Source organism: Pseudomonas sp. 5Vm1k (genome assembly GCF_056161485.1).
This window is the reverse complement of record NZ_JBSPCZ010000001.1, coordinates 414,267-440,448: the sequence shown is the minus strand read 5'-3', so window position 1 is coordinate 440,448 and position 26,182 is coordinate 414,267. Positions and strand designations below refer to the sequence as shown.

24 protein-coding genes are annotated in these 26,182 nt (G+C 60.4%); 13 read left to right on the top strand and 11 right to left on the bottom strand.

What is annotated here, in order from left to right; translation table 11 throughout:
• Positions 1-6 precede the first annotated feature (6 nt).
• The 3 genes from ACWIKB_RS01980 to ACWIKB_RS01970 all read right to left on the bottom strand — a co-directional run bounded on the left by ACWIKB_RS01980 (position 7) and on the right by ACWIKB_RS01970 (position 3,879).
• Positions 7-2,853 (bottom strand): class I adenylate cyclase, encoded by a 2,847-nt coding sequence (locus tag ACWIKB_RS01980; RefSeq protein WP_475265104.1) that lies wholly within the window; start codon positions 2,851-2,853, stop codon positions 7-9.
• 182 nt (positions 2,854-3,035) lie between these two features.
• Positions 3,036-3,281 carry a TIGR02647 family protein gene (locus ACWIKB_RS01975; RefSeq protein WP_475265103.1) on the bottom strand — a complete coding sequence of 82 codons (246 nt, stop codon included), beginning with the start codon at positions 3,279-3,281 and terminating at the stop codon, positions 3,036-3,038.
• A gap of 313 nt (positions 3,282-3,594) precedes the next feature.
• Positions 3,595-3,879: a hypothetical protein gene (locus ACWIKB_RS01970; protein WP_007894899.1), complete on the bottom strand. Its 285-nt coding sequence runs from the start codon at positions 3,877-3,879 to the stop codon at positions 3,595-3,597.
• Between the two features lie 124 nt (positions 3,880-4,003).
• Between ACWIKB_RS01970 and ACWIKB_RS01965 the strand changes: the two genes are divergently transcribed.
• Positions 4,004-4,663, top strand: a complete 660-nt coding sequence (locus tag ACWIKB_RS01965; RefSeq protein WP_475265102.1) for a glutathione S-transferase family protein — start codon at positions 4,004-4,006, stop codon at positions 4,661-4,663.
• Between the two features lie 124 nt (positions 4,664-4,787).
• Here ACWIKB_RS01965 and argH read toward each other — a convergent pair whose 3' ends face one another.
• Entirely contained in the window at positions 4,788-6,182 is a 1,395-nt protein-coding gene (gene argH, locus ACWIKB_RS01960; protein WP_123509691.1) for an argininosuccinate lyase, read from the bottom strand.
• Between the two features lie 460 nt (positions 6,183-6,642).
• On the opposite strand from argH, the gene ACWIKB_RS01955 reads away from it, so the two are divergent.
• From ACWIKB_RS01955 to ACWIKB_RS01925, 7 genes are all read left to right on the top strand, one after another.
• Positions 6,643-7,389, top strand: a complete 747-nt coding sequence (locus ACWIKB_RS01955; RefSeq protein ID WP_475265101.1) for a LytR/AlgR family response regulator transcription factor — start codon at positions 6,643-6,645, stop codon at positions 7,387-7,389.
• A 138-nt stretch (positions 7,390-7,527) separates the two neighbouring features.
• Positions 7,528-8,469 carry a hydroxymethylbilane synthase gene (gene hemC, locus ACWIKB_RS01950; RefSeq protein WP_475265100.1) on the top strand — a complete coding sequence of 314 codons (942 nt, stop codon included), beginning with the start codon at positions 7,528-7,530 and terminating at the stop codon, positions 8,467-8,469.
• Complete coding sequence (locus tag ACWIKB_RS01945) at positions 8,466-9,233, top strand: uroporphyrinogen-III synthase (RefSeq protein WP_475265099.1); 768 nt, start codon at positions 8,466-8,468, stop codon at positions 9,231-9,233. The genes hemC and ACWIKB_RS01945 overlap by 4 nt, the downstream gene beginning before the upstream one ends.
• 16 nt (positions 9,234-9,249) lie before the next feature.
• The gene (locus ACWIKB_RS01940; RefSeq protein ID WP_475265098.1) at positions 9,250-10,392 is read left to right on the top strand and encodes a uroporphyrinogen-III C-methyltransferase; all 1,143 of its coding nucleotides are present in this window, start codon (positions 9,250-9,252) and stop codon (positions 10,390-10,392) included.
• On the top strand, positions 10,389-11,627 hold the full coding sequence (locus ACWIKB_RS01935) for a heme biosynthesis HemY N-terminal domain-containing protein (protein WP_475265097.1): 1,239 nt from the start codon (positions 10,389-10,391) through the stop codon (positions 11,625-11,627). The genes ACWIKB_RS01940 and ACWIKB_RS01935 overlap by 4 nt, the downstream gene beginning before the upstream one ends.
• Before the next feature lie 345 nt (positions 11,628-11,972).
• On the top strand, positions 11,973-12,524 hold the full coding sequence (locus tag ACWIKB_RS01930) for a disulfide bond formation protein B (protein ID WP_475265096.1): 552 nt from the start codon (positions 11,973-11,975) through the stop codon (positions 12,522-12,524).
• 177 nt (positions 12,525-12,701) lie between these two features.
• Complete coding sequence (locus tag ACWIKB_RS01925) at positions 12,702-13,160, top strand: Rsd/AlgQ family anti-sigma factor (protein ID WP_007899333.1); 459 nt, start codon at positions 12,702-12,704, stop codon at positions 13,158-13,160.
• Between the two features lie 62 nt (positions 13,161-13,222).
• On the opposite strand, the gene ACWIKB_RS01920 is transcribed toward ACWIKB_RS01925, so the two are convergent.
• Positions 13,223-13,888, bottom strand: a complete 666-nt coding sequence (locus ACWIKB_RS01920; RefSeq protein ID WP_475265095.1) for an FKBP-type peptidyl-prolyl cis-trans isomerase — start codon at positions 13,886-13,888, stop codon at positions 13,223-13,225.
• A 192-nt stretch (positions 13,889-14,080) separates the two neighbouring features.
• Here ACWIKB_RS01920 and ACWIKB_RS01915 point away from each other — a divergent pair, with 192 nt between their 5' ends.
• Positions 14,081-15,250, top strand: a complete 1,170-nt coding sequence (locus ACWIKB_RS01915) for an AlgP family protein (protein WP_475265094.1) — start codon at positions 14,081-14,083, stop codon at positions 15,248-15,250.
• Here ACWIKB_RS01915 and ACWIKB_RS01910 read toward each other — a convergent pair.
• A complete protein-coding gene (locus ACWIKB_RS01910) occupies positions 15,247-15,711 on the bottom strand; it encodes a TIGR02444 family protein (RefSeq protein ID WP_475265093.1) in 465 nt (154 codons plus the stop codon). The two genes, ACWIKB_RS01915 and ACWIKB_RS01910, sit on opposite strands and share 4 nt — an antisense overlap.
• Before the next feature lie 50 nt (positions 15,712-15,761).
• Here ACWIKB_RS01910 and ACWIKB_RS01905 point away from each other — a divergent pair, with 50 nt between their 5' ends.
• The 3 genes from ACWIKB_RS01905 (at position 15,762) to ACWIKB_RS01895 (ending at position 19,124) form a co-directional block, all read left to right on the top strand.
• Positions 15,762-17,672: an ATP-binding cassette domain-containing protein gene (locus tag ACWIKB_RS01905; RefSeq protein ID WP_475265092.1), complete on the top strand. Its 1,911-nt coding sequence runs from the start codon at positions 15,762-15,764 to the stop codon at positions 17,670-17,672.
• Positions 17,672-18,253 (top strand): mechanosensitive ion channel domain-containing protein, encoded by a 582-nt coding sequence (locus ACWIKB_RS01900; RefSeq protein ID WP_475265091.1) that lies wholly within the window; start codon positions 17,672-17,674, stop codon positions 18,251-18,253. Before ACWIKB_RS01905 ends, ACWIKB_RS01900 begins: the two co-directional genes overlap by 1 nt.
• 238 nt (positions 18,254-18,491) lie before the next feature.
• The gene (locus ACWIKB_RS01895; RefSeq protein ID WP_475265090.1) at positions 18,492-19,124 is read left to right on the top strand and encodes a LysE family transporter; all 633 of its coding nucleotides are present in this window, start codon (positions 18,492-18,494) and stop codon (positions 19,122-19,124) included.
• 191 nt (positions 19,125-19,315) lie between these two features.
• On the opposite strand, the gene ACWIKB_RS01890 is transcribed toward ACWIKB_RS01895, so the two are convergent.
• The 5 genes from ACWIKB_RS01890 to ACWIKB_RS01870 form a co-directional block, all read right to left on the bottom strand.
• Positions 19,316-20,059 carry a penicillin-binding protein activator LpoB gene (locus ACWIKB_RS01890; RefSeq protein WP_475265089.1) on the bottom strand — a complete coding sequence of 248 codons (744 nt, stop codon included), beginning with the start codon at positions 20,057-20,059 and terminating at the stop codon, positions 19,316-19,318.
• 3 nt (positions 20,060-20,062) lie between these two features.
• Positions 20,063-20,650 (bottom strand): penicillin-binding protein activator LpoB, encoded by a 588-nt coding sequence (lpoB, locus tag ACWIKB_RS01885; protein WP_475265088.1) that lies wholly within the window; start codon positions 20,648-20,650, stop codon positions 20,063-20,065.
• A gap of 36 nt (positions 20,651-20,686) precedes the next feature.
• Positions 20,687-21,058, bottom strand: coding sequence for a YcfL family putative periplasmic lipoprotein (locus ACWIKB_RS01880; protein ID WP_475265087.1), 372 nt, complete (start codon positions 21,056-21,058; stop codon positions 20,687-20,689).
• 15 nt (positions 21,059-21,073) lie between these two features.
• Complete coding sequence (locus ACWIKB_RS01875; RefSeq protein WP_475265086.1) at positions 21,074-22,468, bottom strand: COG3014 family protein; 1,395 nt, start codon at positions 22,466-22,468, stop codon at positions 21,074-21,076.
• A gap of 206 nt (positions 22,469-22,674) precedes the next feature.
• Positions 22,675-24,075 (bottom strand): COG3014 family protein, encoded by a 1,401-nt coding sequence (locus ACWIKB_RS01870; protein WP_475265085.1) that lies wholly within the window; start codon positions 24,073-24,075, stop codon positions 22,675-22,677.
• Positions 24,076-24,228: 153 nt separating this feature from the next.
• Between ACWIKB_RS01870 and ACWIKB_RS01865 the strand changes: the two genes are divergently transcribed.
• Positions 24,229-26,127, top strand: coding sequence for an FTR1 family protein (locus tag ACWIKB_RS01865; RefSeq protein WP_475265084.1), 1,899 nt, complete (start codon positions 24,229-24,231; stop codon positions 26,125-26,127).
• Positions 26,128-26,182: the final 55 nt, after the last annotated feature.

Sequence of the window (26,182 nt, the reverse complement as noted above, 5' to 3'; positions counted from 1 at the left end):
CTCCCCTCAGACCTGCTCGAGCGCTTCGTTCAACGCGCGCTCCAGGTCAGCCTTGTAGCGCAGATACAGATTGCTTGAACTCTGCCCATCACCGAGCAGGCCCGAGAGGTCCAGGTCGGTGATGTAGCAGCGGTAGCGTTCAGTTTCGCGACGCTGATCGATGATCTCCCGGGCGACGACCGTAAACAGCTGATCGCCAAACTCCAGTTCCGAAAACTCCCGTTGATTGCAATACAACGTGACCTGCACCTGGCCCGGTGCGGCTTTGCCGATGATCGCCTGGACGTCGTAGAACGGTTTGTTGACCGGGGTTTGCGGCGCCGGCCGCGCCTCGACCCGACGTGCTCGCCCGGGGCCGGACGGCAATAGTTGGTAATACAACGTGTCGAGGCTCAACGGCTGGGCGGCGTCCATCGGTAGCAAGGCGTCCCGGCGATACAGGATCGATTGCAGAAAACGTTGCAGTGGCACCAGCAGGCTTTGCTCGTCGTGATAGGGCAGGCGCTGCTGCCACAGCGCGTTGAACTCATCCAGCACATACAGATCGGCCTGTTGCTCGTTGATCCGGTAGAACACCTGAATGCACTCGGGCTGGCCCATCGGCAACAGCAGCGCGAGGTCTTGCTCTTCGAGCGCCATTGGGTCCAGGTGCAGCGGGCTGTAGCTCGCGAGCTCCTCACCCAAATAGTCGAACAGGGCTGGCAGGGTGGCGAGGGCGATATGGTTGACCTGGCCGGGCACCAGTTCCAGTACGTGGTAATGCTGCTGGACCTGAATCAGGTAGCGATGATTGAGTTTGCTCAACAGCAGGTTTTGCGCGGTATCGAGGATTTCTTCGACCCGCCGTGCAATGAACTGCGCGCGGTTGTGGCAGAAGCAGCGCACCCGCAAGCGCGGCTGATCCAAGCCTTTTGGAAGGTTGTTGAGGTAATCGCGCAGGCAATCGAGCAACGCGTGAGGGCCGTCGTAGCGGCTGACCAGCACTTCATTCCAGCTGTTAAGCGTGACCTGGTCCAGGGTCAGCACCAGGTTTTCCCGTACACCGGCGTAACTCAGGGAGTCGGTGCGCTCGGTGGTCATCAGGATATTCAGGTCGCGATGGTGCTTGAGCGGATCGACGCCAACGTTCACCAGGATCAACACTTCGCTCGGTACAGCCGCGCGCAGCAACGGTTCCTCGGCAACGGTGGTCAGGGGCAGGGCGACGCTTTGTTGCAGGCTGCCGAGCAGGTTGAACAATTCGAACTCGCTCAAATCGCTGCTGCCCGGGTGCAAGGCCAGGCGGGTGCTGCTGTCGATCACGCCATTGCGATGGCTCCAGGTCAGCAATTCGAGCAATTCGCGGCTGCGCTTGATCGGGGCGAAATGCTCCCACTCGTGGGCGGCGAGGCTGCCGTTGTACAACCCCCATTGGGTTTGTCCCGGTTCTTTCTTGTTCGGGGCCTGCACCAGGGTCAGGGTGTCTTCGGCCAGGTCCGGGGCGATGCCCGGGTTGATGAACTCGACCTTGTCGGCTTTGCGCTCGAACGCCGCGTACAGCCGTCGGCCGAGTACGTTGAGGTCGCGCTTGTTGATCAGGCTGACGGTTTGCTCGGTACGCGCAAACTGGGTCAGAAAGCGGTAGCTGTAATTCAGTTCGTTGACCAAGGCCCGGCGTTCGGCGCTGACCTGGCGGACTTTCCACTGGCTACGGCTATCGAGCAGCGCCAGTTGTCGTTGATCCCAATGCCATTCGCTGGCCAGGCGCTCCAGCAACGAGCGCTGCCAGCTCTGGGTGCGACTGCTGCTGCCAGTGAGTTTGCGATTAACCTTGAGGTACAGCGCGCGGCGCACCAGTTCCAGGCGTTCGGGTTCGCCACGGGCGGTCAGGTATTCCTCGATGCGCCGGTAGACGACGATGTACGGGTCCAGCTCATCAAGGTCCAGCCGATTGGCAAATACTGCCTGTTTGAAGCGCAGGCTCAGGCAATGAACCTTGGGGTGTTCGCTGGCATAAACCTCGATCAACAACAGCTTGAGCACCGATTTGTAGGGCGACTCGATGCCCTTGAACAATTGCCAGAGCCCGGCGCCGATGAACTCTCCCGGTGGAATGTGCGCAAGATGCCCCAGGTCGAGGGTTTCGTCGGCGCGAATGAAACGCTTGGAAATCAGCGTGTGGGTGTATTGGTGGTAGCCCGACTCTTCGTAGACCGGCACCAGCCACCAGATCGGCGTGCGCCCGGCCAGCCAGATCGCGGTGCGGTAGAACTCGTCCAGCAGCAAGTAGTGCTGGGTGGTCCCACAGTCTTCAGAACTCAGTTGTGTATCGCGCTCGCCGCGCATGAAACGGGTCGGGTCAATCAGGAAGAAATGCGCCTCGGCACCCTGGCTGGCTGCCCAGGTTTCGAGCAACTGGCACTTTTTGCGTAGTTCCGTCAGTTCGCTTTCGCTCAAGTCCGGGCCGTGGCACACCCACACGTCCATGTCGCTCTGATCGGCTTGGGCCAGGGTGCCGAGGCTGCCCATCAGAAACAGGCCATGAATCGGTCGCGGCGGATTGCTGCCGTGGCGTGGCTTGTAGGAAAACGAACGGGTCAGGCGCTGGGCTTCGGCGAGGGTGCTGGTATCGGGCTCGTAATTCGACAGCCCGGCCGGCGTGCTGCCGGAAACGTAACCTGGCAACAACGGGTGATTGACGTGGAAAAACAGCGGCAGCAGGGTCAACACCCCTTGCTGGCGCGTCGACAACCCTTCCATGGCCCGGGCCATGCGGCCCTCGTTGAGCTTGAGAAAACGTGCGCGCAACTGGCTGAGGACCTTGCGGTCGATTCCCTCGTCCAGATCGGGGCGGATTTCGTGGGTGCGGGTCATGTCAGCTCAAACCGGCTCGCGAAGCTCGGACGTTGGGGTCTGCGGATGAGGGGCAGTTTAGCGCCTCGGCCCCGGGACTTTTAAGCTGAATTTGTGTTTCTGGCGTCAGATTTCTATCGCCAGGCGACAGACTGCCCGCGGAAATCCCATGGCAGGGGTTCCCGTGGGCAATGTGGGGATGCTCAGGCTGTTTCCTGGACGCTCAGAATAGTCAGAACGGTTTGTACATTTTGCGCTGCGTCACGACCCAGGCTGGTCAGGTAACCGCCATCGGGCTGGTCGATCAGATCTTTTTCGTACAGGCGGCGGGCGGCGGCAATAGCCTTAGGGGCAGCGGTCTGATGAATTTTCAAACCTTCCTGGGAACTGTCCAGGTTGAAGAGGGCAAGGATTTCCAGTTCGGCAACCAACTCAGGGGTAAGCGACATAAGGACTCCAGACTTTCTAGGAATTAGACGATAGCGCCCCTAAGGTGAGCCCACTCGCGCGGCATGTCCAGTGCTTGCATCAGGGTTTTTTCGCCTCGGGAAACATTCCCCGGCGGGTGGTGCGGCGGCGGGGTGTTACCAGTGTAGACAGGGTCTGGAGAAAGGCAGGAAGGATGGGTGACAAATTGTGTTTGTGGCGAGGGAGCTTGCTCCCGTTCGGCTGCGAAGCAGTCGCAAAGTTTTTGGGGCCGCTGCGCGACCCAGCGGGAGCAAGCTCCCTCGCCACAGAAGCCCGCGCCCATCGGGTTTGTCCTTACTTCTTTTCTGGCGGCAGCTCTGGCAACGCGCGCAGGGCGGTTTCGTACCATTCGGTATTGAACGCGCGGTCTTCTTCGAGGATCGCGTCGATTTCCACTGCCAGCACGTGGGCCATCAGGTTGAGGATTTCTTCACGCTCGTATCCCACCAGGGTCAGCTTGTTGAAGGTCGCCTTGGCGGCTGGCGGGTTGTCGCTTTCGATCTGGTTTTCGATCGCTTCGATCAGGGTGTTCTCGGCGAACTCTTCTTCGTCGATCTCGATATCAGTTGGCTCGCTCATGGCAGGCTCCTCAAGTTAAGGCGGCCAGTTTACCTGCATTCAGCGCTGTGATGCTGCTGGCAAGAAATGCCCCGGCGTTCTATAAACAGACACTGCCAACCCCGCACGGCCTGGAGGCTTTGTGATGCTCAAGCTTTATGGATTTTCCGTCAGCAACTACTACAACATGGTCAAACTGGCGCTGCTGGAGAAGGGACTGCCGTTCGAAGAAGTGCTGTTTTTCCCAGGGCCGAGCCCTGAGGCATTGGCCATCAGCCCGCGCGGCAAGGTGCCGGTGTTGGGCGTTGACCAAGGTTTCATCAACGAAACCAGCGTAATCCTCGAATACCTCGAACAAAGCCAGAAAGGCACGCCGCTGCTGTCGAGCGAGCCCTTTGAGCGAGCGCAAGCTCTGGCGCTGGCCAAGGAAATCGAGCTGTACATCGAATTGCCGGGCCGCGCCTGTTATGGCGAAGCCTTTTTCGGCTCGCCCGTGCCGGACGCGATCAAGGACAAGTCTAAAGTCGAATTGCTGCTGGGCTTTGCCTCGCTGGGCAGGCACGGCAAGTTCGCCCCTTATGTCGCGGGTGACAGCCTGAGCATTGCGGATTTGTATTTCCTCTACAGCGTGCCCCTGGCCTGTGCGGTCGGGCAGAAGCTGTTCGGGATCGACCTGTTGGCCGAGATGCCGGCGGCCAAGGCGTTGCTGGAACGTCTGGAGCAGAATCCGCATGTGCAGCGGATTGCAGCGGACAAGGAAGCGGCGATGCCAGCGTTTTTGGCGATGGTCGCGTCCAAGAAGTAGGTTTTTGGGGGCGTCTTTTAAACCGCATTCGCGAGCAAGCCCGCTCCCACAGTGGATCTTTGGTGTTCACATACTCTGTGTTCACCATCAGTCTAATGTGGGAGCGGGCTTGCTCGCGAAGCTTTTAGCGGCTGGCGAGCAGCGCCTGACCGCGAACTACAGCCTTCTTGACCTGTGCCGGCGCAGTCCCACCAATATGGTCACGGGCATTCACCGAGCCTTCCAGGGTCAGCACGGCAAACACGTCCTGATCGATCTGGTCGCTGAACTTGCGCAGTTCTTCCAGGCTCATTTCCGCCAGGTCCTTGCCGCTCTCTACGCCGTACTTCACCGCATGGCCGACGATTTCGTGGCAGTCACGGAACGGCAGGCCACGGCGCACCAGGTAGTCCGCCAGGTCGGTGGCGGTGGAGAAACCGCGCAGCGCCGCTTCACGCATCATCGCGTGCTTGGGCTTGATCGCCGGGATCATGTCGGCAAAGGCCCGCAGCGAGTCGCGCAGGGTGTCGGCGGCGTCGAACAGCGGCTCTTTGTCTTCCTGGTTGTCCTTGTTGTAGGCCAGCGGTTGGCCCTTCATCAAGGTCAGCAGGCCCATCAGTGCGCCGAATACGCGACCGGTCTTGCCGCGAACCAGCTCCGGCACGTCCGGGTTTTTCTTTTGCGGCATGATCGAGCTGCCGGTGCAGAAGCGGTCCGGCAGATCGATGAACTGGAATTGCGCGCTGGTCCACAGCACCAGCTCTTCGGAGAACCGCGACAAGTGCATCATCGCGATGCTCGCGGCCGAGCAGAATTCGATAGCGAAGTCACGATCGGAAACGTTGTCCAGAGAGTTGCCGCCGACGGCGTCGAAGCCCAGCAATTGAGCCGTGAATTCACGGTCGATCGGGTAAGTCGTGCCCGCCAGCGCGGCGCTGCCCAGCGGCATGCGATTGGTACGCTTGCGGCAGTCGACCAGGCGCTCGTAGTCGCGGCTGAGCATCTCGAACCAGGCCAGCATGTGGTGCCCGAAGGTCACCGGCTGCGCGGTTTGCAGGTGGGTGAAGCCCGGCATGATGCTGCCGGCTTCGCGCTCGGCCTGTTCCAGCAAACCTTTTTGCAGGCGGGTGATTTCGGCCAGGATCAGGTCGATCTCGTCACGCAGCCACAGGCGGATGTCGGTGGCGACCTGGTCGTTACGGCTGCGGCCGGTGTGCAGCTTTTTACCGGTCACGCCGATGCGGTCGGTCAGGCGCGCCTCGATGTTCATGTGCACGTCTTCGAGGTCGATGCGCCAGTCGAACTGGCCGGCCTCGATTTCACCCTGGATGGTCTTCAGGCCATCGGTGATGCTGTCGCGCTCGGCATCGGTCAGCACGCCGACCTTGGCCAACATGGTGGCGTGGGCGATCGAGCCCATGATGTCGTGGCGATACAGGCGCTGGTCGAAAGTGACGGAGGCGGTGAAGCGGGCGACGAAGGCGTCGACGGGTTCACTGAAGCGGCCGCCCCAGGACTGATTGGTCTTGTCAGTGCTCATGAATTCGCTCGTATCGGCTTGAAGAAAGTTGGCGTTGAACGCTGGGGCGGATAATAACAGGGTTGCCAATCCTGTCGCTGACACTGGTCGATACGTTTTTTTCTCATGCGTCGGCCCATACTCGGGGTAATGCCAGAAGGAATTACGCAACGATATTTTTCATTTGAGCAATATCGCGCCGGCAACCGTCTACAGTTGGACAGTAGGAACAGCGCACTTCTGTGCGTTGCCGCTGCCTATAAAAAGAGGGGGTGTTCGTATTGTGTATCAGCAAACCCTACGGCGATGCCTCGCCAACGCGGGCCTGGGCCACCAATCGCCCGGCAGATGAAAATTTAGCCGCCGGTCTCGCGGCACTTTTTGGCCCTCGCGCCAGTCTTAGCGTGGATCGCGGTGACGGATGTCACTTCACCTGTCTACGCTATCCTTGTGCGAGACTCACGCAGGAATCCAGCGCAATATGAATGTCCTGATCGTTGATGACGAACCCCTAGCCCGCGAGCGCCTGAGCCGAATGGTCGGCGAACTCGAGGGATACAGTGTCATGGAGCCCGGCGCCACGAACGGCGAAGAGGCGCTGGCGCTGATCGACAGCCACAAGCCGGATATCGTCTTGCTCGATATCCGCATGCCGGGCCTTGATGGCCTGCAAGTGGCTGCACGGTTGTGCGAGCGCGAAACCCCGCCCGCTGTGGTGTTTTGCACCGGCCCTGATGATTTCGCCGTAGAAGCCTTGCAGGCCAGCGGCGTTGGATATCTGGTCAAGCCAGTGCGAACCGAGTTGTTGCTCGAGGCCTTGAAGAAGGCCGAGCGGCCCAATCGGATCCAGCTCGCCGCCCTGACTCGCCCGGCTGCCGAAACCGGCAGCGGCCCCCGCAGCCACATCAGTGCCCGTACCCGTAAAGGCATTGAACTGATCCCGTTGGGTCAGGTGGTCTACTTCATTGCCGACCACAAATACGTGACCTTGCGCCACGAAGGCGGCGAAGTGCTGCTGGACGAACCGCTCAAGGCCCTTGAAGACGAATTCGGCGACCGTTTCGTGCGGATCCACCGCAACGCCCTGGTCGCCCGCGAACGCATCGAACGCCTGCAACGCACACCCCTGGGGCACTTCCAGTTGTTCCTCAAGGGCCTGAATGGCGATGCGCTGATTGTCAGCCGGCGTCACGTGGCGGGCGTGCGCAAGATGATGCAACAGCTTTAATCCGCCATTTACAGGCGGATCCCACACCCGATTGCCGGACGTTGAGGGCCAGGGAGGCCGAGCAGTTCCTGATACAAGTCAAAGTGGATTTGGCTGAGCTGTTATTATCTGCCGTATCTATTCAGTACGGATTGATCCATGTCCTCTCGCGAAATCCGCATCGCCACCCGTAAAAGTGCGCTGGCCCTCTGGCAGGCCGAATACGTCAAAGCTCGCCTGGAACAGGCCCATCCGGGTTTGCTGGTGACGCTGGTGCCCATGGTCAGTCGCGGCGACAAGCTGCTCGACTCGCCACTGTCGAAAATCGGCGGCAAGGGCCTGTTCGTCAAAGAACTGGAAACCGCACTGCTGGAAAACGAAGCCGACATCGCCGTGCACTCGATGAAAGACGTGCCGATGGACTTCCCTGAAGGTCTCGGTCTGTTCTGCATCTGCGAACGCGAAGACCCGCGCGATGCCTTCGTTTCCAACACCTACGCCAGCCTGGATGAGTTGCCGCAAGGCAGCATCGTCGGCACGTCGAGCCTGCGCCGCCAGGCTCAGCTTTTGACCCGTCGCCCGGACCTGGAAATCCGCTTCCTGCGCGGCAACGTCAATACGCGCCTGGCCAAGCTTGATGCCGGCGAATACGACGCCATCATCCTCGCTGCCGCCGGTTTGATTCGCCTGGGTTTCGAAGACCGCATCACCTCGGCCATCAGCGTCGATGACAGCCTGCCGGCCGGTGGCCAGGGCGCGGTCGGGATCGAGTGCCGCAGCGTCGACAGCGAAATTCACGCCTTGCTGGCGCCGCTGCATCACCAGGACACCGCCACCCGTGTTACCGCCGAACGTGCCCTCAACAAGCATCTGAATGGTGGCTGCCAAGTGCCGATCGCCTGCTACGCCGTGCTTGAAGGCGAGCAGATCTGGTTGCGTGGTTTGGTGGGTGATCCGAGCGGTGGCCTGCTGCTCAACGCCGAAGCCCGTGCGCCGCGTGGTGACGCCGAATCCTTGGGTGTGCAAGTCGCCGAAGACCTGCTGAACCAGGGCGCTGGTGACATTCTGAAAGCGGTCTACGGCGAGGCAGGTCACGAGTGACTGGCTGGCGACTGCTGCTGACGCGCCCCGCGGATGAGTCGGCAGCGCTGAGCAGTGTGTTGGCCGAGAGCGGGATTTTCAGCAGTTGTCTGCCGCTTTTGGAGATAGAACCGATTGCCACCTCTGACACAATGCGCGGGGTGATCCGGGAGCTGGATCATTACTGTGCAGTGATTGTGGTGAGCAAACCGGCTGCCAGGCTCGGCATCGATCTGCTCCGCCAGCAATGGCCACAGCCACCGCAGTTGAAGTGGTTCAGTGTGGGCGCCGCGACGGCACAAATCCTCGAGGATTTCGGGCTCGATGTGAGCTGTCCGGTCGATGGCGATGACAGCGAAGCCTTGCTTGATCTTCCCGTGTTGCGCGAGGCTATTGCCCGGCCCGATCCGCGCGTGCTGATCATGCGCGGGGAGGGCGGCCGCGAGTTGCTGGCTGAGCGTTTGCGTGAGCTTGGTGCTAGTGTCGAGTATCTGGAGTTATACCGTCGTGGCCTGCCGCAGTACGCGACGACTGCACTGCCGGACCGGATCGAAGCGGAACGCTTGAACGGGCTGGTGGTCAGCAGTGGACAGGGTTTCGAGCACCTGCACCAGTTGGCCGGCGATGCCTGGCCGCGTTTGGCGCAGTTGCCGTTGTTTGTTCCAAGCCCAAGGGTCGCCGAGCTGGCACGTGCTGCCGGGGCTCAAACAGTTGTGGATTGTCGTGGCGCGAGTGCCACGGCTTTGCTGACGGCGTTACGGGAGCAACCCGTACCCGTTCTCTAATGCAAAGGATGGATACGTGAGCGAAACAGTCTTGCCTAAAGATGATGTGCAACCGGTGCTTGATGCCCCCGTTGAAACTCCACCACCTGCTGCGGTGCAGCGTAGAGGCAATGGACTCGCAATCGTCGCCCTGTTGCTGGGCGCGGCCGGTGTGGCCGTCGGCGGTTGGGGAGTGTGGCAAGTGCGCCACCTGCAAGCCAATACTCAGCAGCAGTTAAGTGAAGTCCAGGCGCTGAATGATCAGGCCCAGAGCCTCAAGCTCAATGATCAACGCCTGACCGCACGCCTCGAACAACTGCCAGCCGCCGATGAGCTGGAAGACCGCCGCCGTCTGGTGACGCAGTTGCAGGGCGATCAGCAACGCTTGAATCAGAAGCTGGAAACCGTCCTGGGCGCCAGCCGCAAGGATTGGCGTCTGGCCGAGGCCGAGCACTTGCTGCGTTTGGCCAGCCTGCGTCTTTCGGCGTTGCAGGACATCAGCAGCGCTCAAGCGTTGGTGCAAGGCGCCGATGAAATTCTCCGCGAACAGAACGATCCCGGCGCTTTCGCCGCTCGTGAGCAAGTGGCCAAGACCCTGCTGGCCTTGCGCAGCACCGAGCAGCCAGACCGCACCGGGTTGTTCCTGAAACTGGGTGCCTTGCGCGATCAGGTGATCAACCTCACCGAACTGGCGCCGGAGTACAAGGACCGTGGCGAATCCCTATTGGGCCTGACCGCCGATGGCGACGGTGCCAGTCGTTGGGCGCAATGGTGGGACGAGGTCTCGCGCTACATCCGCATCGACTTCAATGCCGACAAAAATGTTCGCCCGTTGCTGGCTGGGCAGAGCCTGAGCCAGGTGCGTCTGGCCTTGAGTCTGTCGCTGGAGCAGGCGCAGTGGGCCGCGCTCAATGGCCAGGCGGCGGTGTATACCCAGGCGCTGACTGAGGCGCGGGATGTGCTCAAGGGTAATTTCAACCCGGACAATCCACAGAGCAAAGTGATGCTTGAGCAGGTTGCTGATCTGAGCACACAACCGGTCACCGTCATCACGCCGGACCTGACCGGCACGTTGAGCGCAGTCCAGGCGTACCTGGAGCGGCGCAATGTCAGTGCCGAGGATTCGATCAAACCGCTGGCCAAACCTACCGCGAACACTGCGCAGGAGGCCACGCCATGAAACGCCTCTATGTGATCCTGTTCCTGGTCATCGCTGCCGCCGCAGTGCTGGGGCTGGCGATTGCCGAGCATTCCGGTTACGTGCTGATCGCCTACAAGAGCTTCCGCTACGAGTCGAGCCTGTGGGCGACCCTGGCTTTGGTGGCGGTGCTGTGGCTGGTGTTCTGGGGTATCAAGGCGTTGGTCGAACTGGTAACGACGTCCGGTGGCGTGGTCAATCCCTGGTCGCGGCGTAATCGCAGTCGCCGGGTGCAAGTGGCGATTGAGCATGGTCAGCTGGATTTGGCCGAGGGTCGTTGGGCCAGTGCCCAGCGCCATCTGCATCGGGCCGCGGAAGCCGAGCGTCAGCCACTGCTGTATTACCTCGGTGCGGCCCGCGCCGCCAACGAACAAGGTCATTACGAGGAATGCGACAAGCTGCTGGAGCGCGCCCTTGATCGCCAACCCCAGGCCGAGTTGGCGATTGCCTTGAGTCACGCGCAATTGCAGACCGATCGCGGCGATACCGACGGCGCTCTGGCGACCCTGGAAGCCATGCACGAGCGTCATCCGCATAACGTGCAGACCCTGCGTCAGTTGCAGCGCCTGCATCAGCAGCGGGGCGACTGGTCGGCGGTGATTCGCCTGCTGCCGGAACTGCGCAAGGACAAGGTGCTGCCCCCGGCGGAACTGGTTGAACTGGAACGTCGCGCCTGGGGCGAAAACCTCAACCTGGCGGCCCATCGCGAAGAAGACGGCTCGGTCGGGTTGCAGTCGCTCACCCGTGCCTGGCAACAGCTCAGCAATGCGCAGCGCCAGGAACCGCAACTGGTACTGGCTTATGCCGAACAACTGCGGCAGTTGGGAGCACAGGTCGAAGCCGAAGAGATTCTGCGTGCAGCGCTCAAGCGCAAGTACGACAGTCACCTGGCACGCCTCTACGGTCTGGTACGCGGCAGCGATCCGGCGCGGCAGTTGCAAACCGCCGAGGGCTGGCTCAAGGATCATCCGGCTGATCCGAGCCTGCTACTGACTTTGGGTCGCCTGTGTCTGCAAAGCAGTCTGTGGGGCAAGGCCCGGGATTATCTGGAAAGCAGCCTGCGCATGCAGCGCAACCCGGAAGCCTGTGCGGAACTGGCCAGGCTGCTGGCGCAACTGGGCGATACCGAGCGCAGTAACCAGTTGTTCCAGGAAGGCCTTGGCCTGCTGGACGAACGTCTGTTGGCGGCGCCGTTGCCGATACCCGCACGAGTCTGATCACCGCAACCCTGTGGGAGCGAGCTTGCTCGCGATAGCAATCTTACATTCAACATGTGTGTCGCCTGTTGATCCGCTATCGCGAGCAAGCTCGCTCCCACAGGTTCGGCGCCTTGTCTGACTCATTTAGGGCAAGCCCCTCGCCACAAAAATCGCATCCCCATCCCTCGCGTTTAGCTGATGTAGTCCACGGTCGGCATAGTCCTACAAGGGGTTACATCAAATCCTCTCGCTCCTGTCGGGAATTCCCTACACCTCTGGTGAAGTGTCCGTGGTGGCCTGCCTTGAAAGGCTGACGCGCTTTCCTCTACCGTAACCGCCTGTCTCTACTGTTACGGATTAGCCATGTCTTTGGCCTGCTCACGCTCCTTGTTTTTCATGGCTTTCACCGCAGGTGCCCTGGTCTTGGGCGTTTCCTATTACCTGGAATATGTCGTCGGGCTCAAACCGTGCGGGTTGTGTTTGTTGCAACGGGCTTGCCTGTCGCTGCTCATGGTTGTTTGCCTGGTGGCTTCAGTGCATGGCCCACGGCGATTCGGTTCTTTCGTCTACTGGCTGTTGGGATTGGCCGCCAGCCTGGGTGGAACTGTGGCGGCGTGGCGGCAGGTGTTGTTGCAGAGTGATCCGCAGCAGCAACTGTCGGTCTGTTCGCCCAATCTGGACGACGTGTTCGGGAACTTGCCCTGGATGTGCATCGTAAAACGGCTGTTCAAGGGCGTCACCGATTGCACCGAGATCTCATGGACCTTGTTTGATCTGAGCATTCCGGAATGGAGTCTGCTGTTCTTCGTCGCGATGCTGATCCTGGCGATTTATCAGTTGCTGCGCCATGTCTGGATCGCCTGTCTGCGACCGCCCAGCGGCGAGTCGTCGCACCGGCCTATGGCGGGTGATTAAACACTTGTATGAACTTTATCTCCTGCGTACCTTGAAGCCATTGTCGTGCGGGCATAATCTGGCCCGCACGTGTCATTGGAATTATGTTGCTCGATGACGCTCTGCCTGGCCGATTCTTGACCTTCAAGAGTGCGACAGGTGTAGAGCAGCATGACCCACAAGGGAAGAGAGATCACCATGCTCGAAAGTTGTCAGAATGCTCAGGAACGCTGGGGTGGAGTGCATCTGCTGATCGACCGCTGGTTGCAGGAGCGTCACGAACTGGTTCGGGCCTATGATGCTCTCGGCGCCAAGCCTGAGGCTCTGGGCGAAAATCGCAAACCGTTGCAGGAATTCTGCGGCGTGCTGGTCGACTACGTATCGGCGGGGCATTTCGAAATCTACGAACAGCTCACGGGTGAAGCCAAGGCGTTCGGTGATACTCGTGGTCTTGAGCTGGCCGAGACGATCTACCCGCGCATCGACGTCATCACCGAGAAGCTGCTCGCGTTCAACGACCTGTGCGATGCAGGCAAATGCGTCGCGGAAAAATTCAAGGAGCTGGGTGGCCTGTTGCATGAACGCTTCGAGTTGGAAGATTGCCTGATCGAAGTACTGCACACCGCTCACAAGGAAGAGGATTCGGTTCAGGCCTGAACCTCTTCTGTGCAAGACCCAAAAAACGGTGCGCTATGCGCGCCGTTTTTCGTTTCCGCGATTCAGCTTGTGGCGCCGCGCAATTCAACTTCGAACACCAGCGGTGTGAACGGCGCGATCAGGTCGCCGGCCCCGTCGGCACCATAGGCCTGGGCTGATGGAATCACCAGACGCCACTTCGCGCCCACTGGCATGTTTTGCAGCGCACTGCGCCAGCCCGTAATCACGCTGTCGAGACTGAACCACTGCGGCTGGCTGTTCTGATCGAACACCGTGCCGTCGGGCAAGCGACCGATGTACAACACCTGAACCTTGCCGTTAGGTCCCGCCTTGGCACCGGTGCCAGGCGTCAGCTCGGTCATCAACACGCCATCGGCCAATTCACGAACGCCGGGCCGGGCTTTTTCCTCGGTAAGAAAACGTTGTTCTTTTTCCAGGGCTTCTTCGGTTTGCGGCGCCGGTGTTTGCAAGGCGACCTGGGCTTCGTGGTCGGCAAGGATCTGCTCGATCTGCGCGTCTTTCAGCGCCAGGGGTTTGCCTTGATAAGCTTGCTGCAAACCTTCGACCAGCGCTTGAAGCTGCAAGTCCGGAACCTCCTGGCGCAAGCGTTCACCCAAGCTTGCGCCGAGGCTGTAAGCGAGATCGTGAGCGTCATTTTCGGCGGTTTTTTCCGCGGCTTGAACGACGGAAAAACACACCAGCAGGGATAAAAAAAGGTAACGCGACATGGGCACTCTCCGACCTGAGATGCGGAGGATTATGCCAGTGAGAATGCGTTGAACGGTGAACTGCTTTTGCGCAGACGCAGAACATTTTCGATCCGTTGCAACGCAACGCTTTGGATAGTGTCAACATGACCTAGCGGCGGTGTCAGCAGAGGTCTAGTATGAGCCGCATTCACGTCAGCCAGGAGGTAAACCATGTCGGCCACCAAGAAGCCTGTAAATACTCCGTTGCACTTACTCCAACAACTCTCGGGCAGCCTGCTCGAACATTTGGAAACCGCTTGTTCCCAAGCCTTGGCTGATGCTGAAAAACTGCTCGCCAAGCTGGAAAAGCAGCGCGGAAAAGCGCAAGAAAAACTGCACAAATCCCGTACCAAATTGCAGGACGCTGCGGCGGCCGGCAAAGCCAAGGCACAAGCCAAGGCGAAGGACGGCGTCAAGCAACTCGAAGACCTGCTCGATGCCCTCAAGGATCGTCAGTCCGAGACTCGCTCCTACATTCTGCAACTCAAGCGTGATGCTCAAGAAAGCCTGAAACTGGCCCAGGGCGTCGGTCGCGTACAAGAGGCTGTCAGCAAGGCGTTGTCCCTGCGTTCGGCCAAGCCAGCTGCGGCACCTGCCAAGAAAGCCGCTGCCAAACCGGTTGCTGCAAAAGCAGCCGCCAAGCCTGCTGCCAAACCGGCCGCTAAAGCGCCGGCCAAAGCCGCAGCAAAACCTGCAGCGAAAAAACCAGTCGCGGCCAGTGCTGCGAAACCAGCTGCTAAAACGACTGCTGCCAAGCCAGCTGCCGCCAAACCAGCCGCTGCAAAAACTGCTGCTGCCAAACCGGCTGCAGCGAAAACCGCAGCTGCTAAACCCGCTGCAAAAGCCGCCGCTAAACCAGCCGCCAAACCGGCTGCTAAACCAGCTACCAAAACCGCAGCAGCGAAACCGGCCGCCAAACCAGCCGCGAAGCCAGTAGCTGCAAAAGCCGCTGCAAAACCAGCAGCTAATCCAGCGGCAAAACCTGCTGCTAAAACTGCAGCCGCTAAGCCAGCTGCCAAGCCTGCCGCCGCAAAACCTGCTGCTGCAAAACCAGCTGCCAAGCCAGTCGCTGCTAAACCAGCTGCCGCCAGCGCTGCCAAACCGGCTGCCGCGAAACCGGCTGCCAAGCCAGCCGCTAAGCCTACTGCTGCGAAACCTGCTGCAAAACCAGCGGTGAAAAAACCAGTCGCCGCCAAACCGGCTACCGCGCCAGTCGCCAAGCCTGCCACCCCGGCTCCAGCAGCATCGCCTGCTCCAGCCGCTACTACCTCGACAGCGACCGCAGCACCAACCCCGGCTGCCGCGTCGAGCACTGCCAACACCCCAACCAGCGCTTCCTAAGTGCCGGTTACCGCGACGCGCAGCTGATGCAGCGCGTCGCGGTCCAGGTTGGCGGCGCCTGCCGCCACACCTTCCAGCCAGGCCGATGGTTCGGTCGTCTCACTTTGCGGCCAACTTTGGGCCGTACGCTCCAGTTGCAACAGCAGATGCCGTTCCGATTCCAACTCCAGTGTCTTGATTTGTTCGCGTAATGCGTTGAGCCCAACGTCATCAGCGGCAGCGGCTTTCCATTGCGTGCGTAAAGCCCGTAACGGTTGCACGACATTCACTTCCCAAGGCCCGGCTACCTGATACAACGCCTGCAAGCGTTGCTCGGTGCAGCCCACGCCGCGTTGCTCCAGCCACAGCCCACACAGCAAAAGGCAGACATTCGCCCCCGCCGACTGTAATTGCAGGCACAGCTCTTCAACGCCAGGACGGGCGTAAGTGCCAAGGGAAAAGCTCCACAGGTCAGAGGACATAGTGCTACTCGCGCCAGTTGCGAGCGAAGCTGGTAGACTCCGCCGCCATTATGATTCGACTTCAGAACCTGACTTTACAGCGTGGCCCGCAACGTCTGCTAGAAGACGCCGAGCTGACCCTGCACGCCGGCCACAAAGCCGGCCTCATCGGTGCCAACGGCGCCGGCAAATCGAGCCTGTTCGCCTTGCTCCTGGGCGACCTGCACCCGGATTCGGGTGATTGCTTGCTGCCGGGCGACTGGCGCATCGCCCACATGCGCCAGGAGATCGACACCCTCGATCGCATCGCGGTCGACTACGTGCTCGATGGCGACCTGCGCCTGCGCGAGGTGCAACGCGACCTCGCCGCGGCCGAAGCGGCCCACGACGGTGCCGCTCAGGCCCGCCTGCACGCCGAACTCGACAGCGCCGACGGTTACACCGCCGACGCCCGGGCCCGCAAGTTGCTTGCCGGTCTTGGGTTCACCAACGATCAGATGGATCGCCAGGTCGGAGATTTCTCCGGTGGCTGGCGGATGCGTCTGAACCTGGCGCAGGCATTGATGTGCCCCTCGGACCTGTTGCTGCTCGATGAGCCGACCAACCACTTGGACCTCGACGCCATCATCTGGCTTGAGGAGTGGCTCAAGAGCTATCCCGGCACCTTGATGCTGATTTCCCACGACCGGGACTTCCTCGATGCCGTGGTCGATCACGTGGCCCACGTCGATCAGCGCAAGATCACTCTGTACCGTGGCGGCTACAGCGCCTTCGAGCGCGCCCGTGCCGAACGTCTGGCCCAGCAACAGCAGGCTTACGAGAAGCAGCAGGCGCAACGTGCGCACATGGAAAGCTACATCGCCCGCTTCAAGGCCCAGGCCACCAAGGCCCGTCAGGCCCAGAGCCGGATCAAGGCGCTGGAGCGGATGGAAGAGTTGTCCGCCGCCCACGTCGATTCGCCGTTCGACTTCGTGTTCCGCGAATCGCACAAAATCTCCAGCCCGTTGATTGATATCTCCGACGCTCGACTGGGTTACGGCGAGCGTGCGGTGCTGGAGAAGGTCAAGCTGCAACTGACCCCCGGCGCACGCATCGGTTTGCTCGGCCCTAACGGTGCCGGTAAATCGACGCTGATCAAAAACCTCGCCGGTGAACTCGAGCCGTTGTCCGGTCGCCTGACCCGTGGCGAGAACACCGTGGTTGGCTATTTTGCCCAGCATCAACTGGATTCGCTCGACTCCAAGGCCAGCCCGTTGTTGCACATGCAACGCCTGGCGCCGACCGAGCGCGAGCAGACCCTGCGCGACTTCCTCGGTGGTTTCGACTTCCGCGGTGCGCGTATCGATGAACCGGTGCTGAATTTCTCCGGTGGCGAAAAGGCTCGTCTGGCGCTGGCGTTGATCGCCTGGGGCCGGCCGAACCTGCTGCTGCTCGACGAACCGACCAACCACCTGGACCTGGAAATGCGCCTGGCGCTGACCATGGCGTTGCAGGAATTCAGTGGTGCGGTATTGGTGGTCTCCCACGATCGCCATTTGCTCAAAAGCACTACCGACAATTTCTATCTGGTGGCGGACGGCAAGGTCGAAGAGTTCGACGGCGACCTGGAAGACTACACCCGCTGGCTGGTGGACTATCGCCAGCGCAACGCGCCGGTCAGCAACACGCCGGTGAACCCGGACAAGACCGACAAGAAGGCCCAGCGCCAGGCCGCTGCTGCGTTGCGTCAGCAACTGGCACCGCACAAGCGCGAAGCCGACAAGCTCGAAGCCGAGTTGGGCAAGCTGCACGAGAAACTGGCGAAGATCGATGCCAGCCTCGGCGACAGCGATATCTATGAACCGGCGCGCAAGAATGAACTGCGTGATCTGCTGGCCGAACAAGCCAAGCTGAAGGTGCGTGAAGCGGAGCTGGAAGAGTCCTGGATGGAAGCCCTCGAACTGCTGGAAAGCATGCAGGCGGAGCTGGAGGCGCTGTCCTGATGGACGCCTTCAAGCTGCCACTGCCTGCGATGTGGGTCGAGCCGATCTGGCTCGGCGTGCAAATCCTGCTGATCCTGCTGGCGGGTTACCTGGCCCAGCGCTTCGTCGCCAAAGGCCTGACTCGCCTGGGCGAACGCTACCCGTTTCCGCCGCAACTGCTGATGCCGCTGCGCGGAGGTTTGCGCTGGTTGATCATGGGCAGCGCGTTGATCTTCGTGCTGGAACGCCTCGGTGTCTCGGCCACGGTGCTCTGGACCGCGTTGTCCGGTTTCGTGGCGGTGGCCGCAGTGGCGTTCTTCGCCATGTGGAGTGTGCTGTCCAACCTGCTGTGCGCAATCCTGATCTTCACCGTCGGCCCGTTTCGCATCGGTGATGTGGTCGAATTGGTGGACACCCTCGACAAGCCCGGCGTCAAAGGCCGAGTGGTGGCGATCAATCTGCTGTTTACCACGCTGATCGAAGCCGAAGAGGCCGGGACTGGCAGTGCCATGGTGCAAGTGCCTAACAGCCTGTTCTTCCAGCGCTCGGTTCGGCGGTGGCGGGGGAGTGATGTGTTTCCTTCCAGCGGCTTTGAGAAGTAAGACTTCTGTTGCCTGACCCATTGCCTTCGCGAGCAAGCCCGCTCCCACAGTAGATCAATGTTGTTCACCTATTGGGTGTTCGCTGAAGATCCCATGTGGGAGCGGGCTTGCTCGCGAAGAGGCCCTCACAGCCGCAAACACTGGTCGCCTGTCCCCCTGTCCTACAAAAAATCGGTAGTCATCCGCCCAAAGCCGCATTAGCTTAGACGTCTGTCACGAGTCTGAGTCGAGGTGTGCGATGGTGCTTCAAACATGGCTGGCGTTTTTTGCCGCCTGCTGGGTGATCAGTTTGTCTCCCGGTGCCGGCGCGATTGCGTCGATGTCCAGCGGCTTGCGATATGGTTTTTGGCGCGGTTACTGGAACGCCCTGGGCCTGCAACTGGGCCTGGCGGTGCAGATTGCGATTGTCGGCTTGGGTGTGGGGGCCATTCTCACGGCTTCGGCGACGGCGTTCTACGCGATCAAATGGTTCGGCGTGGCGTATCTGGTTTACCTGGCGGTCAAGCAATGGCGAGCACTGCCCAGCGATATGAGCGACGACGGTGCGGTGCGGCAGATTGGCAAGCCGATGGCTCTGGTGTTCCGAGGATTCCTGGTGAACATCAGCAACCCCAAGGCATTGGTGTTCATGTTGGCGGTGTTGCCGCAGTTCATAGATCCCCATGCGCCGCTGCTGGCTCAGTACCTGATCATTGGCGTGACCATGATCTGTGTCGACCTGATCGTCATGGCCGGTTACACAGGGCTGGCGGCCAAAGTGTTGCGACTGTTGCGCACGCCCAAGCAGCAGAAACGCATGAACCGCACGTTTGCCGGGTTGTTCATTGGCGCTGCGGCGTTCATGGCAACGCTGCGTAAAGCGGTGGTGTAAAACCGTCAGGCACAAAAAAGGCGACCTCTACAGGTCGCCTTTTTCGTTTGCCTTGCACTCATTGTGGCGAGGGAGCTTCTGTGGCGAGGGGGCTTGCCCCCGTTGAGGTGCGAAGCGCCTCCATAATGGGACCGCTACGCAGTCCAACGGGGGCAAGCCCCCTCACCACAGAAGCCCCTCGCCACAGGGGTTCAGCGCAGGATTACCGGCGCTGTATCCCGAGGCAGGTTGTTGCGCTGCGGGGCTTGCCCCGGCTGTTCATAACTGGGACCACCGAGCTGTTGGCTCAGTTGCCCGGCCACGTCTTCGCCCAAGGCCTTGGAAACGTCACGCACCACCCGAGGGCGGTTCAGCGAAATCTTGATGTCCCGGCCATTCACCAGTTTGGTGTCCTGGCCTTCGCCCATCGCCGTGAAGGCCGAGGTGATTTCGAAGGTCTTGGTGTTGATCAGACTGAAATCCGCCACTAGGGTCAACGCCAGCACCGCCGAATAGCTGTCGGTGTTCGCCAGCTCGTTCATGTCCTGGGTGAAGTCGATGTCCGACACCGTGCCGAATAGCACATAGTCCGCGCCCTTGAAGTTGCCAGCCTTGATCCGCTTGATCACATCGTAGATGTCACCCTTGGACGAAGCCGTGTAAGGCGTGCCCTGAATCAGCTGGAACATGCCGGTACGCAGGATTTCACCCTTGATGTCGCCAGTGAATTTACGCAGCTCGGCCTGTTCGATGTAGCTGGTGGTGGCTTCGATCTCGTTGTAGTTCGACGAACCGCTGGAGCTGTAGTAACCCTCGCGGTAATTGTTCTGCGCCGAGACGATGTGGATGTACTGCTCCACCCGCTCCTGGTACGCCAGATCCGTGACTGCAACTTTCGGGGCCGCTTGCACGCTGAACGCGCAAGCCAGGGCCATCATGCCAATCCATGCGCGCATTGATTAACGCTCCGTGGTTTTGCGAATCTCTTTTTCGTCCATCCACTCGGCCAGACCGCTTTCAACGTCGATCAATTGCAGGCTGAATTTGTAGAAGACGTCCTTGTAGTCGCTGCTGCGCTTGACGATCGAGCTGATCGAGCCTTCGATGCGGTACTTGGCTGCGATCATGTTGCCGGTCTTGGCGACAGTGCTTTTCTTGTACAGGCCGCTCTGGTTTTGCAGCTTGAGCTGGTCAACCTGGCTCTGCATCGCGTTGTTGTCGCTAGCGAAGCGCGCGACACCGGTCTTCATCAATTGAGTCTTGATGCTGGTGGTGATTTCGCGGGTATCGATGTACTCGCTGGTCTTGTTCTTCACGTCGTAGACCTGAACCACCGGGCGGCCCTGCATGATGCCGGACTGGGCGAGGGAACGGGTCATGGCCTCGGCGATCATCTGCAGGTCGGTGGAACCGAACTCGTTGGTCACGGTTTCCACAGCCTTGGTGTCACCGTAGCTGATGTTCTTGCTGCCCAGGGTAGGCGAAGTGTTGGCGCAACCGCTGGCCAGGAGGGCGAGGACGGCGATGAACGAAAAGCGTGCAAACATGGGAATGCTCTCTAGAACTGAACGAATAGGGTCGGTTTAAGGCGTCTTGATTTCGAGACGGAAATCCACGGCTTTGGCAGTCGGCGCAATGGCCTGGATGAAACTGGTCTGCTCGCCGTACATCATCTGGCTTTTCCAGGTTTCTTCTTCCGCGACCGGGAAACCCTCAGGGCCGAGCCAGGCGAAACGGTAATAGAAGGTCTTGTTGTTGAAGCTGGTGTTGCTCAGCTGCACATTGACCGTCTGGAAGCCGTTTTCCCGGGCGACGCGCATGGCGCCGACCACGATGTTCTTGAGCTTGCCCATGGCCACGACTTTACTGGCGGCACTGCCTGGCTCCGGCGGTGGCGGGGTGGCGCACCCGGCCAACAAGGCCAGGGCGACTAAGGCGATGAGTTTGAAGCGCATGCAAAGACTCCGTTCTTAAGGTTGTTTGAGGCTGGCCACGGCGGTCGGGTTGGCGTTCGGGATCACGTGTGCGGCCAGGCCGCTGGCGAATACCTGACTACCCACGGCGCGCAAAGTGATGACCTGATAACGCTGATCCACAGTGACCTTGACCACCGAGCCGCCCACGGCGCTCGGCAGGGTGACTTGGTGCTCACCTTTCTTCAAGCGCAGACGCACCACCTGGGTGTTGTCCGGCAGGGTGCGCCACGTACGGGTATCGGCACCTTCCAGCACGGCTGAAGAAATACCCACCGCCAGGCCGGCCAGCGGATTGGTTTCGTTGATCTTCTTCTGGGCCACGCCTTTGGTCACGGCACGCACGGTGGTGCGCAGGATGATGCCCGGCATGTCGTCACGCAATGCGCGGCGGGACATGGCGGTGGTGCTGTTGAGTTGCGTCAGGTTCAACTGCTGACCGTCCACGCCGATCTGGGCGAAAGGTGCGGTGGAGGTGTCTGGCTTGATGATCGGGAACGACAGCGGGGTGATCACCAGATTACCGCTGATTGGCAATGGCAGCGGGACGCGGATCGAATCACGGGACGGCGCCAGGCCGCTCTGCACAACGATCAGAATATCGCTGTCGTCAGTCTTGACCGGCTTGTCGAGGTTGACCAGTGCCTGTTCCAGCAGCGGGGTGTTCGGGCGCAGTTCGGCGGCCTTGCGGTAACCCGGCGCGGCGAGGTCTTTTTCACCCAGGGCTTCGTAGACGAAACCAGCCAGGTAATGGCTGAACGCACTCTGGTAGCTGTTTTTCAGGCTGACCACGTCAGGTGCGTCGAGGCTGGCGACCGGGTAACCCTGCAAGTCTTTGTACTGGGTCTTGATGCCTTCTTTCTCGGCCTCGTCTTCGCTCTTGAGGTATTCCTTGTCCCGCAGATCGGCGATCACCGCTTCGCGTTCGTGGGTCTTCTTGATCGACATGCGCGCGCCGTCGAAGTCATTCACCGCCAGCAGGTTGAGCGCCATCTGGGTGGTCAGCATGACTTTTTCGTAGTCGTAGCCTTCGTAGCGGCGGACCTTGTCGTTGACCAGGAAGCTACCGAACTGTGCCAGGTATTTGTCGGTATCGAGCTTGACCGAGTCTTCCCATTTGCCCACCACCTGATCGGCGCTGGTCCAGGCATTCTGGCTGCCGGACAGATCGCCCTTGGCGCGCAGCAGTTCACCTTTCTCGAAGTAATAGAGCAGGTCTTTGTCCGGGCCGGCGTTGTTCTTTTCGAGCATCGTCAGCGCCGCATCGACATTGCCGGCGGCGAGTTGCTGGTTGGTTTGTGCCAGTTCGGTGTCGTAGTTGCGAAAAGCCGAGCAGCCGGAGAGCAAAGTGACCGCGCTGAGAGCGATCGAGGTAAGGGCACGAGAGGCCATAGGGGGTACTTCTTCCCTGAGTATAAGCAGCCGCACATGCTGGTCGGGCTGTTGGGACCTATCGGCAGGGAGACTGGCGTCCTGCCAATTCCTCATGAAAGAGGAGCTTAAATGCCGCCGCGTAATCGCAAGGGCGCGGCATTATATGCGCGGATGCTGGCTATGTAATGGCTTTTTAGTTACATATTTTCACAACGTGCCACTACTTATTTCAGGCCGGATACCACGGTGCTGTCTGGCGCAGAGGAAGGTTCGAAAGCCACGCCGTTGCTGAAGATCCGCCCACCCAGTGCTCGCAGGCCGATGACTTGATGGTTCTGATCGATGCGGATTTTCAGCGGCGCGGCGTCCGGAGCGTTGGGCAGGCTGATCAGGTGCTCGCCTTTTTTCAGGTGCAGACGCACCATTTGGGTGATGTTGGGCAAGGTGCGCCAGGTCCGGGTGTCCGCGTGCTCAAAGCCATCATGCTGCGTCACGTAGGAGGCTTTGCTTGGGTCGCGCCGGTTATCGGTACCCTGAACGTCAGCCGCCAGGAAGGCGCGATAGGCGGTGCGCTGAATAATGCCGGGCATGTCGTCGCGTAATGTCCGCAGCGACATGTCGGTGATGCTGTTGACGAGGATCAGTGGCTGTTTGCGCCCGTCGACGGTCATCTGTGTGAATGCCGGGGTCGAGGTGTCGGGCACCATCACCGGAAACGAAACGTTGGCGACGATGACCTGGCCGTCTTGCAGGCGAACCGGATAGGGCACCCGAACCGAACTGCGCGCCGGCGCCAGGCCGCTTTGAACAATGATCAACACATCACTTTCATTGGCTTTGGTGGCGGGTTTGTCGAGTCCGCGCAAGGCCTGTTGAAAGAAGGGCAGGTCGGGTCGCAACTCGATGGCCTGGCGATAACCGGGTGCCGCGAGGTCACGCTCGCCCAGCGCTTCATAGGTAAACCCGGCCAGGTAGTGGCTGAACGCGCTCTGATAGCCGTTCTTCAGCGCGATGACGGAGGGCGCATCGAGGGTGGCCACGGGGTAACCCTGAAGATCCTTGTAGTGCACGCGAACGCCCTGGGCCTTGGCTTGTTCCTCGACTTGCTCGTATTGTTTTTCCCACTGGCGGGCGATCAGTGCTTCGCGTTCGTGGGTTTTCTTGATATCGGCGCGGGCACCATCGAAGTCATTCACGGCCAGCTGGTTAAGGGCCATTTGCGTGGTCAGCATGACCTTTTCATAGTCGTAGCCATCGTAGCGACGCAGTTTGTCATTGATGATGCTGCCCCAATGATCGCCCATCGCGGAAAGAAGTTGAGTGCCGGTGGATTCAACGGTGTCCTGGCGCTGAATCACCATTTGCTCCGCGCTGCGCCAGGCCACCTGACTTTGCGCAAGCTCGCCGGCGGCACTCAGGACGGCACCTTTTTCGAAGTAATAGAGCAGATCCCGATCTTCTTGCGGGTTGTGCAGTTCCAGCAATTGGAGAGCGCCCTGCGGATTTCCAGCTTTCAACTGGTCAGTCGTTTGCGCCAGTTCCAGGTCGTAGTTGCGATAGGCGGCGCAACCGGTCAGTTGCAGGGTGAGGCTTAGCAACAGCGAGAAATAGAGGTGTGAGCGCATGGACGATGATTCTTCCCTGATCGGATACCGCGAGGAGATGGCAATTCGCCGCTGAATGTATACGCAGCCGCGCAGGAAATACCAACAAAGCTTGAGTGAAAGTCATTGGAAGTTAACAATGTGTTACTTCGTATTTCCCTTTGAGATTCATTCATGACTGCCTCCTCCCGTTTTCTGGCGTGGCTAGTGCTGCCGGTTATTGCGTTCTGCAGCCTCAATGCGCTGGCTGAAACCGCCGAAGGCGCGCCAAAAGCGCTGCATTTGCTCGACTACATTGGCGCCGACTACCCGGCAGCAGTCGAGGCCGGCAAGGTCATTGATGAGTCTGAGTATCGCGAACAGCAGGAGTTTCTGGGGGTTCTGAAAGGGGTGATCGCCGATTTGCCGGCCAGGCCCGAGCGTGCTGAATTGCAGCAAGGCGTCAGCAGCCTGGGCGCCGCAATTGCGGCTCACAAGGACAGCGCGGACGTGGTCCGTCAGGCCCGGCAGCTCGGTGCGGAGCTGGCGGTCGCTTATGAAGTCAGCCAGGCTCCGGTGATTACCCCGGACCCGACTCGCGGCGCGCCGCTGTATGCCCAGCAATGTTCGGTGTGCCACGGCGATGCAGGTGCCGGTGATGGCCCGGCAGGTGTGGGCATGACACCACCGCCGGCCAATCTGCGCGATGCAGTGCGACTGGATCGTTTAAGCCTTTACGCGATCTACAACACCTTGGGCATGGGCGTCGAAGGCACCGACATGCCGTCCTTCGCCGATCAGCTGGATGATCGTCAGCGTTGGGATCTGGCGACCTATATCGCTGGCTTCAGCGTCGATCCGGCGGCGGCGAAATCCGAAAAGACCTACAACATTGCCGACCTGGCCCGTCAGACACCCGCCGAAGTGCTGGCCGCCGAAGGTCCACAGGCCGTGGCGACTTTCCGCGCACAACGGGCGCAGCCGCCGCAGGTCAAGCGTGGCCCGGCGCAGTTGCTTGATTACACCGCAGCGACGCTGGACAAGAGCATCGCCGCTTACCGTGCGGGTGAGCACGATCAGGCCTACGACTTGTCGGTGGCGGCGTACCTGGAAGGCTTCGAACTGGTCGAAAGCTCCCTGGATAACGTCGACGCCAACGTGCGCAAAGACACTGAAAAATCCCTGATGGCGTACCGTCAGTCGTTGCAGGACGGTTTGCCGGTGGCTCAGGTTGAGCAGCGCCTGGACGCGGCCAAGTCCAAGTTGAAGGAATCCGCCGGCCTGCTGGGCAGCGATGGCTTGAGCTGGTCCCTGAGCTACATCTCCGGCTTGTTGATACTGCTGCGCGAAGGCCTGGAAGCGATCCTGGTACTGGCGGCAATCCTCGCGTTCCTGCGCAATACCGGCCAGCAATCGGCGGTGCGCAGCGTCAACGTCGGTTGGGGTTTGGCGCTGGTGGCCGGTTTGGCGACTTGGGCGCTGGCCGCTTACGTGATCGATGTGAGTGGCGCCCAGCGTGAACTGCTGGAAGGCTGCACCGCGCTGTTTGCCAGCGTCATGGTGCTGTGGCTGGGCGTGTGGATGCACGATCGTCGTCACGCGGCAGCCTGGCAGGATTACATCAAGAGCAGCCTGGTGGGCGGCGGCGGGCGTTTCGGTTTTGCGATCCTCGCGTTTTTCTCGGTGTACCGCGAATTGTTCGAAGTGATCCTGTTCTACGAAACCCTGTGGTTGCAGGCCGGTCCTGCCGGGCATAACGCGGTATTGGCGGGCGGCGCCACGGCGCTGGTGCTGTTGGTGGGCCTGGCCTGGGTGATTCTGCGCGGTTCGGCGAAGCTGCCGCTGGCGCTGTTCTTTGGCATCAACGCCGGGTTGTTGTGCGCGTTGTCGGTGGTGTTTGCCGGGCATGGCGTGAAAGCGCTGCAGGAAGCCGGGATCTTCGGCACCCGGCCGGTGCCATTCTTCGACTTCGACTGGCTGGGGATTCACGCGGACGCGTATTCGTTGAGTGCGCAGGCGGTGGCGATCATTGCGATTATCGTGCTGTACAGCCGCAGTCGCATGGCGGAGAAGCGGCGGATGCAAACGTCTTAAGTTCGCGTCGTCCCCATTCGCGGGCAAGGCTCGCTCCTACAGGATTCATGCGCCG